Origin of the sequence: Microcoleus sp. B5-D4 (genome assembly GCF_036705145.1) — a bacterium.
In the GTDB taxonomy this organism is placed as follows: domain Bacteria; phylum Cyanobacteriota; class Cyanobacteriia; order Cyanobacteriales; family Microcoleaceae; genus Microcoleus.
In genome coordinates, this window is the sequence record NZ_JAUBTV010000070.1 from 12,026 (window position 1) to 26,135 (window position 14,110).

The 14,110-nt window shown below is 46.0% G+C and carries 12 protein-coding genes and 1 tRNA gene; 8 read left to right on the forward strand and 5 right to left on the reverse strand.

Annotated features, from left to right (window positions below; all coding sequences use genetic code 11):
- Window positions 1–5 precede the first annotated feature (5 nt).
- Window positions 6–875 (reverse strand): M20/M25/M40 family metallo-hydrolase, encoded by an 870-nt coding sequence (locus QUB10_RS25355; RefSeq protein ID WP_333205976.1) that lies wholly within the window; start codon window positions 873–875, stop codon window positions 6–8.
- Between the two features lie 73 nt (window positions 876–948).
- Here QUB10_RS25355 and QUB10_RS25360 point away from each other — a divergent pair, with 73 nt between their 5' ends.
- From QUB10_RS25360 to QUB10_RS25370, 3 genes are all read left to right on the forward strand, one after another.
- A complete protein-coding gene (locus tag QUB10_RS25360) occupies window positions 949–1,563 on the forward strand; it encodes a hypothetical protein (protein WP_333205977.1) in 615 nt (204 codons plus the stop codon).
- Window positions 1,564–1,806: 243 nt separating this feature from the next.
- Window positions 1,807–2,106: a hypothetical protein gene (locus QUB10_RS25365; RefSeq protein WP_333037391.1), complete on the forward strand. Its 300-nt coding sequence runs from the start codon at window positions 1,807–1,809 to the stop codon at window positions 2,104–2,106.
- A complete protein-coding gene (locus QUB10_RS25370) occupies window positions 2,103–2,522 on the forward strand; it encodes a PIN domain-containing protein (RefSeq protein ID WP_333205978.1) in 420 nt (139 codons plus the stop codon). Before QUB10_RS25365 ends, QUB10_RS25370 begins: the two co-directional genes overlap by 4 nt.
- 13 nt (window positions 2,523–2,535) lie before the next feature.
- Here QUB10_RS25370 and QUB10_RS25375 read toward each other — a convergent pair whose 3' ends face one another.
- A complete protein-coding gene (locus QUB10_RS25375) occupies window positions 2,536–3,609 on the reverse strand; it encodes a DMT family transporter (RefSeq protein ID WP_333205979.1) in 1,074 nt (357 codons plus the stop codon).
- 138 nt (window positions 3,610–3,747) lie between these two features.
- Here QUB10_RS25375 and QUB10_RS25380 point away from each other — a divergent pair, with 138 nt between their 5' ends.
- The 3 genes from QUB10_RS25380 to aroH all read left to right on the forward strand — a co-directional run bounded on the left by QUB10_RS25380 (window position 3,748) and on the right by aroH (window position 5,746).
- On the forward strand, window positions 3,748–4,209 hold the full coding sequence (locus QUB10_RS25380) for a hypothetical protein (RefSeq protein WP_333205980.1): 462 nt from the start codon (window positions 3,748–3,750) through the stop codon (window positions 4,207–4,209).
- 39 nt (window positions 4,210–4,248) lie between these two features.
- Window positions 4,249–5,067: a signal peptide peptidase SppA gene (gene sppA, locus QUB10_RS25385; RefSeq protein ID WP_333141974.1), complete on the forward strand. Its 819-nt coding sequence runs from the start codon at window positions 4,249–4,251 to the stop codon at window positions 5,065–5,067.
- A gap of 253 nt (window positions 5,068–5,320) precedes the next feature.
- The gene (gene aroH / locus QUB10_RS25390; RefSeq protein ID WP_333205981.1) at window positions 5,321–5,746 is read left to right on the forward strand and encodes a chorismate mutase; all 426 of its coding nucleotides are present in this window, start codon (window positions 5,321–5,323) and stop codon (window positions 5,744–5,746) included.
- Between the two features lie 569 nt (window positions 5,747–6,315).
- Here aroH and crtR read toward each other — a convergent pair.
- On the reverse strand, window positions 6,316–7,203 hold the full coding sequence (gene crtR / locus QUB10_RS25395) for a beta-carotene hydroxylase (protein ID WP_333205982.1): 888 nt from the start codon (window positions 7,201–7,203) through the stop codon (window positions 6,316–6,318).
- A gap of 581 nt (window positions 7,204–7,784) precedes the next feature.
- Here crtR and pyk point away from each other — a divergent pair.
- Complete coding sequence (gene pyk, locus QUB10_RS25400) at window positions 7,785–9,572, forward strand: pyruvate kinase (RefSeq protein ID WP_333205983.1); 1,788 nt, start codon at window positions 7,785–7,787, stop codon at window positions 9,570–9,572.
- 94 nt (window positions 9,573–9,666) lie between these two features.
- Window positions 9,667–9,738: transfer RNA gene (locus tag QUB10_RS25405), tRNA-Thr, on the forward strand.
- Window positions 9,739–10,104: 366 nt separating this feature from the next.
- Here the strand turns inward: QUB10_RS25405 and QUB10_RS25410 are convergent.
- Window positions 10,105–11,163, reverse strand: a complete 1,059-nt coding sequence (locus QUB10_RS25410) for a potassium channel protein (RefSeq protein WP_333205984.1) — start codon at window positions 11,161–11,163, stop codon at window positions 10,105–10,107.
- Between the two features lie 125 nt (window positions 11,164–11,288).
- On the reverse strand, window positions 11,289–14,102 hold the full coding sequence (locus tag QUB10_RS25415) for an AAA-like domain-containing protein (RefSeq protein WP_333205985.1): 2,814 nt from the start codon (window positions 14,100–14,102) through the stop codon (window positions 11,289–11,291).
- Window positions 14,103–14,110: the final 8 nt, after the last annotated feature.

The following is a 14,110-nucleotide window of genomic DNA, read 5'->3' on the forward strand; positions in this document are numbered from 1 at the left end:
AATTCCTATAAATGTCGAATAGCCTCAATCAATCCCTGACAAACACCAGCCAGAAAATCCAAATCCAAAGTCTCAATCCTATCGCTTTCTCGATGATAATGCGGATTTCGCATATTAGCAGTATCAGTCACCATAATAGCCGGATAAGCATTATCCCAAAAAGGAACATGATCGCTGCGGCGAGTATCAGGCACAATTACACCTCGATTCGGCACCGGCAACCACTCGCAGGGCTGACCCGATTTGCGAATTTTGCCACTCAAATTAATCAAATCGGGAACCGTCCGCAAAGTGCCAATTAAAGCAATAAAATTGCCCCTATTTGGATAAAAATATTTCAAGCCAGCGGGATAGCTTTGAGAATTAGGATTATGGTTGCAATAACCCAACATTTCCAAAGAAATCATTAACCGGATTGACTTTTGCTGTTGCTTGTATTTAGCTGCATGATGACTGCTTCCGAAACAACCGTATTCTTCCATATCGAAGGCTACTAATTGCACTGGATATTTGAGCGGCGCAGATGCGAGATCCCTTGCGATTTCCAGCAAAACAGCCACACCAGTAGCATTATCATCGGCCCCAGGTGTTCCGGGTACAGTATCGTAATGAGCACCAATTACGATCGGCTTTTCTTGCTGATTTTCTTGCTTCCCCCCCTTCGCAAGGGGGGGACTGAGGGGGGGTAAATCCAAGATAAAATTGTGATGAATTCGCCCGCGCACCGCAAAATCGTCAATTTCTACAGTTCCCCACTGTGCCAACTGTTCGCGGATGTATTGCTGGGCATAAAAATGCCCTTGGGATGCGAGGTATGGATTGCGATCGCGTACAATTTGAATCAGATGGCTGTGCAAGCGTTCTTTGAGATCCATGCAGTCTGCTACACAATGAGTACAATCAAATTATATTCTGTTTAATCTTGGAAATTATAGGAAGACCAGAAAAATGCCTTACAGCGATTTTAGTTTAGAAAAAGTCAAGCGAACTTTTGAACTAACCACTTCAGAAACAGTCGATTTATTCGGAAATGTACCCGACTTAGAATGCAGCCCACTCTTGACAGAAATTCTCCGTTATAATGTACCTTTAGCCCTTGCCAGCAACAGCGAAAAAGCGCGGTCTGAAATGATTATATCCCCAATTTTAATCGACCTCAGAAGGCAGTTAAACGAACGAATTAACTTGTTTTCGGGAATAGAGTTTGACGTGGATAGCGAAAGGGGATTAAATGGGATTTGCGATTTTATTATCAGCCATTCACCAGAAATACTATTTGTCAGCGCTCCCGTAATTACCCTTGTGGAAGCTAAAAAAGAAAATATCACCGCTGGCTTGGGACAATGCGTAGCGGAAATGTTAGCAGCTAGGATATTTAATGAACGTGCAGGCAATGAAGTTTCAACAATTTACGGGGCAGTGACAACTGGGAGTATTTGGAAATTTATGAAATTAGAAGCAAGTGTAATTAGTATCGATCTGACTGAATATTACCTCAAAGATGTGAATAAAATTTTGGGGATTTTAGCAATGGGGCTGGTTTCGCGAACAGTTGACGCTTGAGGGCGATCGGCAGTAAAATTCACTTATTTCAAAATAATTATAGAACCTCAATAAATGCGATCTGCGGACTTCCTAATTTTTTTTAATATGATTAGTTTTGGAGTTGTTACAGAGTGACTTACTGACCCGATTGTTATTGAGAATATTTTATCTGAATATTTCAATATTCCAGATGTTGAAGAGCATTGGTAATGAAGCAAGTTATTATGTCATATAATAGAAACATAGTTATCGGAGATTACCATGCAAGCATACAAACTTAGAGGTAAAATCGATGCAACTGGCAACTTGGTAGTTGTGGAACCCGTGAATATGCCACCGGGAGATGTGGAAATCATCGTTTTGCAGCTAGCTGACACGGTTAAACAAGCCAGCGCTTCAGAAAGTGCGATCGCACCTGAAACACCTAAAAAAAAGTTTAAAACTAGGGTGAAGGCATTTCAAGGTTTATTCGATCGAGATGCTGTACCGGAACCGCTGGATTTTGACGATCCAGACAAACAAGCAAAATGGGAATATTTAAAGGAGAAACATAACCTGTGAAAGTCTTGAGAGACACCAATATAATAGTAGATGTTGCGCTCGATCGAGAACCTTTCTTTGCCGAGAGCGATCGCATTTTAACTTTTGTTGAAGAAGGCCAAATTCAAGGCTATGTTTCTGCCTCAACTTTTAGTGACCTTTACTATATCATTCGCCGAGACAAAGGTCGCGATTGGACACTTGAGTTTTTGAGGCAGTTAGCTACATTTTGTCAAGTCGCAACAGTAGATAACTCTGTTATTTCAATGGCATTAACTTGCAACTTCAAAGATTTTGAAGATGCGATTCAGTACAGCACTGCTGTCATCAATCGAATTGATGCCATTGTCACCCGCAACCCGCGAGATTTTCCGGTTACTACTCCTAGGATTGTAACTCCAAATCAGTTAATTCAAGAATTAACCAATGCTCCCTAAATTTCTCAAAGCGCTAAACTTCTGATTCCAATTCGCTAACCCGCAACTGCACGGGTAATTCTACAGAATTCAACTCAGACGACTCTAACAATCCTGTTGCTTCAACTTCTGCACCCGCTTCAACGTGCCGCACTTTTCGCAATTTCTCACCCAAAGTATCCCGCTGATTAATCAAATAAATACTCACCAAAGTCAGCCCAACTCCCATCGATTGCAGCGGATTCAGCACTTCGCCCAAGAACAAATTGCCGAATAGCAAAGCAAATACAGGCGTAAGAAAGGTAAGAGAACTTAAACTTGTTAGACTGCCACTAGAAGCAAAATAAAAGAATAAACCGTAGGCGATCGCACTTCCGAACACAGTAGAATAACCTAACGCCATCCAGCCGGAAAAATCGATATTCACAAACTGTTCGGACTCAGTTGCAGCCGAAATTGCCAACAGCGGCAAACCGCCCAAAATCATGTGCCAACCAGTCGCCACCACCGGATCAACATAACGGCAAACCCAGCGCACCAAAACCGTACCCACAGCCATCGACAAAGCAGCCAACAGCATCAACCATTCTCCACCCTGAAACAACTGTTCGATACCCGCAGAAACCTGCCTGTTTTCAGGATGAAAAAGCCCCAAAATCCAGCCATCGGGCAACCCGATTAAACTGATGCCCGCAACGCCAATAACTAATCCCAACCAGCCCCAAAAACCAATTTTTTCTTGAAACAGCCACAAACACAAAATCGCCACTGCTAGCGGTTGAGAATCAATCATCACCGAACCCAAACCCGCACCGGTTCTCGCCAAACCTTCGGCTAAAAAGCCTTGAAACAAAGTAGCGTCAACCAAAGCAAACAGCGAAATCCACAGCCAAGCTTTCCAACCCTGCGGCTGCGGTTTTCCCATGAATGCCGCCGCCAGCAGCACCAACACACCCGCAGGTACTAAACGCACGAAGGCCACAAACAGCGGCGTTGTGTGCGGCATCACCCCTTTCATCGCTACCATCGCGGTTCCCCACAGGAAAAACGGCGCAATTAGCAACAGCGGGGCAAAAGGCAGTTTTGAATCGGTAAGTTTTAGCTGCATGGCGGAGACTCCAAATAATTGATGAGATTGATTCTCGTGGGGATGATGTAGTTTTGTTAAGCAATTTTTACAATTATATATTGGTGTTGGGTTAAGTGCGATCGCACAAATCTTGATCGGCCATTAGGAATAGGCAAGATGCCTGTTCCACAAAATCAAGGTGGAACAGGCATCTTGCCTGTTGCGGCAATCTGGAACAGGCAAGATGCCTGTTCCACAATCGAGAATTTTCTTGTGGAACAGGCATCTTGCCTGTTGCGGCCATTAGGAACAGGCAAGATGCCTGTTCCACAATCGAGCAATTTCTTGTGGAACAGGCATCTTGCCTGTTGCGGCAATTATGAACAGGCAAGATGCCTGTTCCACAATCAAGCAATTTCTTGTGCAACAGGCATCTTGCCTGTTGCCGCCAATCTGGAACAGGCAAGATGCCTGTTCCACAATCAAGCAATTTCTTGTGCAACAGGCATCTTGCCTGTTGCCAACAATCTGGAACAGGCAAGATGCCTGTTCCACAATCAAGCAATTTCTTGTGCAACAGGCATCTTGCCTGTTGCGAACACAAGCACAACATCTACCCCGATGAATAAGGCACACTAGAAGTTAGCTACAAAATTTCACCTTGCCTGTACACTGCCCATGATTTGGCCATTCAAGCCCCGCTACCGCAAACAAATCGCCCGTATCGAAATCACCGGAGCCATTGCCGGAGAAACCCGTAAACGAGTCCTAGAAGCTCTCAAAACCGTTGAAGAACGAAAATTTCCCGCCTTGCTGCTGCGGATAGACAGCCCCGGCGGCACTGTCGGCGATTCCCAGGAAATTTACAGCGCACTCAAGCGTCTGCGCGAAAAAGTCAAAATTGTTGCCAGTTTTGGCAATATTTCAGCTTCTGGTGGAGTTTACATCGGCATGGGAGCCGAACATATCGTTGCCAATCCCGGTACAATTACTGGCAGCATTGGCGTGATTATCCGGGGCAACAATTTAGAACGGCTGTTAGAAAAAGTAGGCGTTTCTTTTCAGGTGATTAAATCGGGGCCGTATAAAGATATCTTGGCATTCGATCGAGAATTGACCGATCCGGAACAGCAAATTCTGCAAGACTTGATCGACACCAGCTACCAGCAATTCGTGGAAACCGTTGCCGAAGCCCGGAACTTGGCTGTTGAAAAAGTCAAAAGTTTTGCCGACGGTCGGGTTTTTACCGGTCAGCAAGCCTTAGAATTGGGTTTGGTCGATCGACTGGGAACAGAAGAGGACGCTCGCCGCCTTGCCGCCGAACTCGCAGGCCTAGACCCGGAAAAAACCGAGTCTTGCACCCTAGAAAAACAAAAACCTTTCCTAAATCGCGTCTTGGGGAGTAGTCTGGATATATCCGGGCTTTCAGCTTACAATAATTTGCTGGAATTCGAGCTTTCTACTAGCGGTTTGCCGCTGTGGATGTATCGCCCGTGATTAAATAAATTAGTCATTAGTCAGGAGTCAGTAGTCATTAGTTACTGCCTGGATGATTGGGCGATTCAAATCTGTTGACCTCAAACTCCAATGTGGCGCTTTGCCCGTCATAAGCGCTTCGCGCTGGCTTCGCCTAGGAGTTCGAGCTCAAACTACACAAACGAAGTCCACTCAAGCGGGGACTGAGAAATAAAGTGGGTATTTAAGCCTAATTTAGTATGACTAATAACTAATGACTAATGACTAATGACTAATGACTAATAACAAAAATATGGAGGAAATTTGCGTGGAGTGGCAAGTGCGGGGGATTCGTGGGGCAACAACTGCTAGCGAGAATTCGGTGGCAGCAATTCGAGAAGCGGTGAAAGAATTATTAGATGAATTAGAAGCAAAAAATGATATAAATCCAGATTTAATTATTAGTGCTACGTTTTCTGCTACTCGCGATTTAGATGCTGTGTTTCCGGCCGCGATCGCCCGCGAACGTCCACACTGGTGTAATGTTCCTTTGTTGGATGTCCAGCAAATGCACGTTGAGGGTGCTTTGGAACGCTGCATTCGGTTTTTAATTCACGTCAATTGGCCGGCACATACTGAAATTTATCATCCTTATTTGCGGGGAGCTCAAAATTTGCGCCCCGATAGGAATTTAGCGGTGGCGGTGGCTGGGGAAAAATAATAGATTCACCGAAAAACGAGCCCGGCGTGCCCCTGGCTTTAGACACGGGGAGGAAGTCGGCTGCGGTTTCAACCGCCTTCAATATTTCTTTACACAAGCGATTGAAAGGTTGTATTAGAATTAAATTGCAAGTAAGAACAACCATCTACGTGAAGAAGTGTTTTATTAAGGAGAAACCCCGCTCGTTATCTCGTCTCGGCATGACCGTAGCCTGGGTAAACAAGTAATGGTGAACATGGAGCGTACCTATCTGGCGTTGTGATGGACTCCGAAAGTAAAACAAAAGTAAGCGCAATTGCAATACCCTTTGTACTGGTAGTTGTTTTGAGCGTATAGAGGTGCTTTGATAACGCCTTTGAGAGTTTTCGGATTCATTCAAGAATCCCCAGGGCTTCAGCCCTGGGGAGTATCAATTTGGGCTTGATTTAAAAGTTAACTCACCATTACAGGTGGGTTTATTTTTTACGACGGGACTTGATACAGGACAAAACCTGCCCTGGGGATATATGCTTAAAAGCTTTTATTAGAAAAAAAACCCGGTTTCTTTGAGAAGCCGGGTTTTTTGTCAATCAGACGCTTTTTTTGTGATGCAGCCTAATCCCTAAAAAGATGTCATATATAAAACTCCAAAAGTCCTTTTTCCCTTCCAATATTCCCAAAGTTTGAGGAGAACCTTTCTCATCCAACAGCGGCTTGACAGCCTCATAAGCAGGCTTGTAATTGTACCAAGGAATGGAAGGCCACAAGTGATGAATCAGATGATAATTCTGCCCCAAAATCAAGATATTTAGAATAGGACTAGGATATACTCTGGCATTTTTCCAACGATCGCGCTCGTGAAACGGACGGTGCGGCAAATAATCAAAAAATAACCCCAAGGCCAACCCCACCACCAAAGCAGGAGAAAACCAAAAATTCAGCACGTAACCTAAATGGTCGTACTGAATGGCAATATACACCACCGCTACGACAAACAAACGGCTGAGAAACCATTCCAATAATTCGTATTTCCGCCACAGTTTGCGCTTAAAAAAGAAAATCTCGTGGTAAAAAAACCTCGCAGCAATCAACCACAAAGGCCCGCCGGTCGAAACATAATGGTCTGGATCGTTATCTGGGTCATTAACGTGGGCGTGATGCTGCATATGTACCCGCGTAAACACCGGGAAAGCAAAACCCAACATCAGCGCGCTACCGTGTCCCAAAATAGCATTGATCGTGCGATCGCGATGGGCCGCATTGTGAGACGCATCGTGAATCACAGTTCCAGCCATGTGCAAAGCCAACACGTTCAGCGTAAAACAGCACCACTGCGGCCATCCCCAACACCAGAAACCCAAGTTAGAAATCACGATAATCACTACTGCACTCAAAAACAGCAGCAGTGTCGGATTGAAGTCACCGGGAGGACTCAGAAACTCTTTCGGCACTGTCAGCGGCCGTCCTGCCTCCGACATCTTTGTTAAGACTCCTTAATATTTCACACTTGCGTAGTATAAGATACAAGCCTGACAATAGTAAAGTTTTATGAAAGAACAGAGTTCGATGGCCAAAAACTAGCCTCTGCACGAGAGCATCTCAATGAAAGCCGCCCTCCGCTAGAAATTCGAGTTAGGAGTCAGGAGTCAGGAGCCAGGAGAAAAGAGGAAGAAGGAAGAAGGAAGAAGGAAGGAGCCAGAAGAAGTGTTTTTACAAATATGAGATGCTCCCCTCTGCACAAACAGGAAAGTATTGCTGTTGTACAAGGATACCAGTCCTAGATTAGCCAAAAGAGCTCAGCAGACCAAATAAAATCAATGGGTATGTCTGTATTTATGTCAAGCCTGAGAGCGGAAAAATTTGCAAAAAAGAGCGCTCCCCAAGAAAAAATTACCGATCGGTAAAAAGTCAGATATTCTATATATTGTTCAATACCTGCTTTTTTGACGACTATCAAAATTTTTAAGACTTGAGACTAGCGTCATTGCTTGTAGTGCAAAGATGAAACGTTAGCCGAAATTTAAACAAGAAATCCACCTGCCTCCCCAGAACACCGCTGATGCAATTGCCAAAAGCCCTACGCCGGACTAAAATCGTCGCCACCATTGGCCCAGCAACTTCTGACCCACAAGTGCTGCGCCAGCTTATAGAAGCAGGTGCCACAACTTTGCGACTCAACTTTTCCCACGGAACAGAAGAAGACCACCAGCGCAGCATTCGCTTAATCCGGCAAACATCCTTTGAACTCAACCAGCCGGTTGCCATCCTCCAAGACCTCCAAGGCCCGAAAATTCGTTTAGGGCGCTTTGAGACAGGCTCTATAGTTGTCAAAAACGGCGATCCTTTCATTCTCACCAGCCGCCAAGTTCCCGGCACCGAGCTCATTTCTTCCGTCACCTACGACCCCCTAGCAGACGAAGTTCCAGAGGGATCAGTGATTCTGCTTGACGACGGGAAAGTGGAAATGCTGGTGGAAAAAGTAGACCGCGCGGCGCGGGAATTGTACTGCCGCGTCGTAGTCGGCGGGCCGCTTTCCAACAACAAAGGCGTGAATTTTCCGGGAGTTTACCTGTCAATTAAAGCGCTGACTGATAAAGACCGCAAAGATTTAATGTTCGGCCTCGACCAAGGTGTCGATTGGGTGGCCCTGAGCTTTGTGCGGAATCCCCAAGATGTGCTCGAAATTAAAGAGCTGATTGCCAGTGCGGGCAAGCAAGTACCGGTGATTGCTAAGATCGAAAAGCACGAGGCGATCGAACAAATGGAGGAAATTCTCACCCTTTGCAACGGCGTGATGGTCGCCCGCGGCGATTTGGGAGTGGAACTACCCGCCGAAGACGTGCCGATTTTGCAAAAGCGCCTGATTGCTACCTCCAACCGCCTGGGCATTCCGGTAATTACCGCTACCCAGATGCTCGACAGCATGGTCAACAATCCCCGTCCCACCCGCGCCGAGATTTCCGACGTGGCAAACGCGATTCTTGACGGAACTGATGCAGTGATGCTCTCGAATGAAACTGCTGTCGGCAAGTTCCCCGTCGAAGCGGTGGCGACGATGGCGAGAATTGCGGTGCGGATGGAGAGAGAAGGAATTAAGCGGAATATTAGGAATGTAGAAGATATTGGTCGATCGATCCCCAACGGCATCAGCCAAGCAGTCAGTCAAATCTCCGAACAATTGAACGCGGCGGCGATCATGACGCTGACCAAAACCGGCGCCACAGCCCGAAATGTCTCGAAGTTCCGACCGAAAACTCCGATTTTGGCAGTTACTCCTCACGTAGACGTAGCCCGACAACTGCAATTAGTATGGGGAGTAAAACCCTTGCTGGTGCTGGATTTGCCCTCCACTGGCCAGACATTTCACTCTGCCATGACAGTCGCCCAGGAAAAAGAGTTAGTGTGCGACGGAGATTTAGTGGTGATGACCGCCGGTACTCTGCAAGGGGTTGCCGGATCGACGGATTTGATCAAAGTTGAAGTAGTGACAGCAGTTCTAGGCAAAGGCACCGGTGTCGGTTTGGGATCGGTGAGTGGCATGGCCAGGGTTGCTCGCACTGCTGCGGATGTAGGCAATTTCCACCCTGGAGAAATTTTGGTAGTGGAACACACAAGCGTCGCTTTTGTGGAGATGATTCGGAAAGCCGCAGGTGTGGTGACGGAGGAGGACAGTTTGACTTCTCATGCCGCGATTATCGGTTTGCGCTTGGGCGTGCCGGTGATGGTGGGCGTGAAGAATGCCACGCGGGTAATTCGGGACGGAACGATGTTGACGCTGGATATGCAGCGGGGTTTAGTTTATTCCGGGGCCAGAGGCGGCTCAACTGACACGGAAGTGACCGTTTAACTGTTGGTGAGCTAGGAGTTGTGGAATTTTGAATTAAATTCTACGACTCCTTGCTTTTTTCGCTATAGTTGTGCTATAATCCAAAATTGTCTGTGCCGATGTAGCTCAGGGGTAGAGTATTCGATTCGTAATCGAACGGTCGTGGGTTCAAATCCCACCATCGGCTTTGGGTTTCAGCGATTTTTTGTCTATGCTTTAGTCTATGACTGAGCTCAAACTGTGATCAAAAGGCAGTTTAACTGCTCCAAAATGCTCTCGGCAAAGTAGCCGAGAGCATTTTTGTTTGCCCTAAATCCTTGTGTAGTGGAGATTGTGAATTTTTTAAATTCATATCGTTTCCGGTTGCATCGGAATAATAAAATCGAGTCAACATTTAACACTCAACCATTGAGTTTTTCGACCCAGAGTCAACAGTCAACAGTCAACAGTCAACAGTCAACAGTCAACAGTCAACAGTCAACAGTCAATATTTTTTCTGGGAAGCATTGATCGAGAGAAGACTTGCATTCCTGACTAGAAACCTGACATCGTATTACTTTGGGGGCCGGGGGAGGCGAAAACTCAGGGGACTGAGGATTTGATTGAGAGTTCGCAGTTGTTCAGCAGTGCCCAAACAAATCAGCATATCTCCTCCTTCGATCGCAGTTTCTCCGGTAGGCCCGACAATCAAAGTCCCGCCAGCGCGCCGCACTGCTAAAACCAAGGCCCCCGATTGCGATCGCAACTTGGCATTTCTCAAAGTTTCCCCAACGTAGACACAAGTATTGGGATCGACCAAAAATTCTTCCATGTAAAAAGAACTATCGGTACCCGTCAAAACACCATCTAAAAAATCCATAACTTGAGGCCGCAAGGCCGCCGCAGCCATGCGTTTTCCCCCGGTAATGTAGGGGGATACAACGGCATCGGCGCCGCCCCGCTGCAACTTCTTTACGGCTTCTTCTGTGGTCGCACGAGCGATCGCCCGTACCTTCGGATTCAGAGTTTTCGCCGACATGACAGTGTATAAATTCTCGGCATCCGAAGGCAAAGCTGCTACTATGCAAATTGCGCGATCGATCCCCACACTCAGCAAAATTTCGTCCAAAGTCGCGTCTCCTTGGACAGCCGTGTACCCCAGCGTCAAAGCTGCCTCAACCGAATGTACTGCCGAATCTATCACCACAAAAGAGATGTTTTCGGCCTGAAATTCCAAGGCAATTTGGCGGCCAGTGCGCCCAAAACCGCAGAGAATGTAATGCCCGATCAAAGAATCTACCAATCGTCGCTGCTGCCTAATTCTTGCTCCTTCTTGAAAATATCCTTCAATCAGCGCTTCTGTAAAGCGGTTGACGATGAAACCAATCACAATCACGCCCATCAAAATCAGCCATATGGTAAACATTCGCCCGCGTTGACCGAGGGGCTGAAGTTCACCGTAGCCGACAGTTGCTAAGGTAATTACTGTCATGTAAGCGGCATCTAGCAAAGACCATCTTTCCACTTGCCAATACCAGAGAGTACCCGTGCAAAAAATGCCGCCAAGGGCGAGGACTCCGTTTCTTAAGTCTTTTTGCAGGCGCTGATACTTTTGCTCTAAAGTTGAATACACCGATCTGGCTGACCTATTACCTATTAGCTGCTACCAAATTAAACCATATCAGCCCTAGACGCAGGGGCGGTCAAAAAGCCAGTTTATGCCTAGATACTTTGCTACCAAACTCAACATTTTGACTTTTAACCCGGTTTTTTTTGCGTGAGTTCCGACTGAGTTCCAATCCCGTCGCAGAGGTGGCGATTGCTTTGATTTGCGATCGGATTTGTCTGAAAATAATTGCGGGCTCCCTCGCAACCCTGCAGCAACAAATCGTCAAGATTAAAATTCCACAGCATCACCGTACCGTCAGCACTAGCACTAGCGATCGCTTTGCCGTCTGGACTAAAACTCGCACTCCAAACAGCATCCTTGTTACCTTTTAAAGTTTTGAGCAATGTACCGTCAATGTTCCACACCCTCACCATTTTGTCTGTGCTTGCAGATAGCAACATTTGACTGTCGGGACTAAAGCTGATATTTGTCAATCCACTTGTATGCTTGAAAATACTTAGCGGTGTGCCGTCTTTGCTCCAAATTCTCGCAGTTCCCCCAGCACTTGCAGTCGCCAGCATTGCTCCGTTTGGACTGAAAGCTATACTCATAATTTTATCACTTTCCATTTGTAAAGTTCGGAGCAATTTGATATCGGTGCTGGCTTCGATTGACTGCTGTTTTTGCAACTTGTCCGCAACGTTTCTCAAACTCCAAAGTTTAACAGTGCCATCATTACCAGCCGCAGCAATTATCTGACCGTCTGGGCTAAAAGTCGCGCTGGTTATCCAACCTCGCTCCACTTGAAAAGTTGACAATTCTTCACCGCTGATTTTCCAGAGTTTAACAGTTCCATCGGCACTGGCAGAAGCAATAATATTACCATCTGGGTTCAAAGAGACGCTTGTTATTTGAGCGCTATGTCCTTTTAAATTGTGGATCAATTTGCCATTTTTTTGCCAAATCTTGAGTGTTTTATCGTCGCTTGCTGAGACAACTATCTGACCGCTAGGACTGAAAATTGCCATCCTAACTTTATCAGTATGCCCTGTCAAAGTTGCTTGCAAAGTGCCATTATTTTGCCAAATTTTGATATAATTATCATCGGTAGCAGTCACAATTGTTTGACTGTCGGGACTGAAACTCGCGAAAGCAAGGGTACTGGCTTGACTCTGCAAGCGGCGGCGTTCCCGAAAGTTGTAAACGGCCTGTTCGAGGGCGATCGCCACTCGCATCTGAATATCTGAACTCACTCCGAGCGATCCTTTCATTTCTGTAACAGCTCTAATGCTTTCTAGCAAAGCTTCCTCTTTTTTATCGGCCGCCAAGAGCGTTTCTGATAGTAGACTGAGAGTGAGAATTTTGTTGTTTCTTTCTTCGATTGATGGTTTAATCCAAAAGGCTGCTATCAGAATTAATATCAGTATTCCTGCTGCTCCTGTAAGTGTCTGCACTCTCAGTTGGTGCTCGCGCCAAAGTTTAACTGCAATCAATTTTTTCTGCTTTTGTGCTTCGCTTAGTTCCTCTAGTAACTTTTTTTCGCGGCGCAGTTGTTCAATTTCCGTTTGAGTTTGTTTTTCGCGATCGCGCAATTTGGCAAATTCCGCTTCTTGACTCGCACCTAAAAATTGATAATCTTGGGTGCTCAAGCTTTTATTTGCCGCCCACTGTCGAGCATCTTCCAGTGCTTGACCGCGCAACAAGCGAGATTCGTCTTGACAATTTGTAGCTATCCATGCTGTTAGGGATTCAGCATAGGGGCGCAAGTCGCAGAGCGCTTTTTCTACCCAGTCATGGCTGAATATAGCTGCGTAAATGCGGTTGGATACGGTTAATTTTCCGGCTCGTTTTACTACTAATCCGCTCAGCCGCAATTCTGTTTGTTCGGGAGTATCATCCGCCCATATTCCCCCTACCAGGGCGGGCACGGGGGCACCGCCCCTACAATCGGGGGGTTCTGAAAGTGGCAATATTTTTTGATATAGTCCTAATAACCTACTGGCGCGGTGCGGACTTCTCAGAAGGCGATCGCGAATTGTTTTGATGTGTACCGGTTCATCGGATGACTCCCAATTATCAATAATATGAGATTGCACTATATCGCTAATTAATAATTGATTTGTAGTAAAATTTTCCGTTCTGCTTTCATCGGTTGAATCTGATATAATAGAAGCAGAAGCTAAGCTTTTTACATGGTGCAAAATCAGCTTGCAAAGCTTTTGAGTCAGAAATGGCTGCCCTCCAGTCCAGTCCAAAATCTCTTTTAAAACCTCTTGAGGATTGTCTACTTTTCCCTCAAAACCCTTTGCTAAAGGCAGAGCTTCCTGTAACTTAAAACCGTGCAATTCAATAGGTAAACCGATATTAAAGGGCGTGCGAGTTGCATCGCTAATTAAATCCGATGGCGTAGCTACTCCCAGCAAAGCAAATGTAATGCGCTGGTATTCTGAATTGTGAGCGCGTTTATTGTAGCAACATCTAATTAATGCAAAGAAATCGTCTAGCGGTTCTTGGAAACTCAGAACGCTATCAATTTCATCAATAAAAATGACCAGGTTTTGAGAAATTTTGACCAGCAGCAATTCTTCAATTAACTCTCCTAAGCGCTGCACCGGCGACATCAACTCTCTCTCCCGCCACCAAGCCATAAACTCGACTGGGTTAAACAGGTTGAAACTGCACAAGAGTTTGTAAGCGACGCCGCCGTACCACTTATCTAGAGAGACTTGCTGGTTGCCAATGTCCGAAAGGTCGATCGTAGCACAGGCAATGCCATCAGCCGAGAGCTTTTGTACAGTTCGCACTAGCAAACTGGATTTGCCCATTTGTCGGGAATTGAGCACGTAACAAAACTCTCCGGCTTTGAGAGCTTGATAAAGTTCTGAGTCAGCTTGTCGCACTACATAAGTAGGTGCATTTTGCGGGAGACTGCCGCCGATTTGATATTGGTAATCGACTGTCATGATCTAGC

Bases quoted from the DNA above. Each gene is read 5' to 3' on its own strand.
- QUB10_RS25355 (WP_333205976.1), bottom strand. From the start codon at position 875: ATGGATCTCAAAGAACGCTTGCACAGCCATCTGATTCAAATTGTACGC.
- QUB10_RS25360 (WP_333205977.1), top strand. From the start codon at position 949: ATGCCTTACAGCGATTTTAGTTTAGAAAAAGTCAAGCGAACTTTTGAA.
- QUB10_RS25365 (WP_333037391.1), top strand. From the start codon at position 1,807: ATGCAAGCATACAAACTTAGAGGTAAAATCGATGCAACTGGCAACTTG.
- QUB10_RS25375 (WP_333205979.1), bottom strand. From the start codon at position 3,609: ATGCAGCTAAAACTTACCGATTCAAAACTGCCTTTTGCCCCGCTGTTG.
- QUB10_RS25380 (WP_333205980.1), top strand. From the start codon at position 3,748: ATGCCTGTTCCACAAAATCAAGGTGGAACAGGCATCTTGCCTGTTGCG.
- sppA (WP_333141974.1), top strand. From the start codon at position 4,249: ATGATTTGGCCATTCAAGCCCCGCTACCGCAAACAAATCGCCCGTATC.
- aroH (WP_333205981.1), top strand. From the start codon at position 5,321: ATGACTAATAACAAAAATATGGAGGAAATTTGCGTGGAGTGGCAAGTG.
- crtR (WP_333205982.1), bottom strand. From the start codon at position 7,203: ATGTCGGAGGCAGGACGGCCGCTGACAGTGCCGAAAGAGTTTCTGAGT.
- pyk (WP_333205983.1), top strand. From the start codon at position 7,785: ATGCAATTGCCAAAAGCCCTACGCCGGACTAAAATCGTCGCCACCATT.
- QUB10_RS25415 (WP_333205985.1), bottom strand. From the start codon at position 14,102: ATGACAGTCGATTACCAATATCAAATCGGCGGCAGTCTCCCGCAAAAT.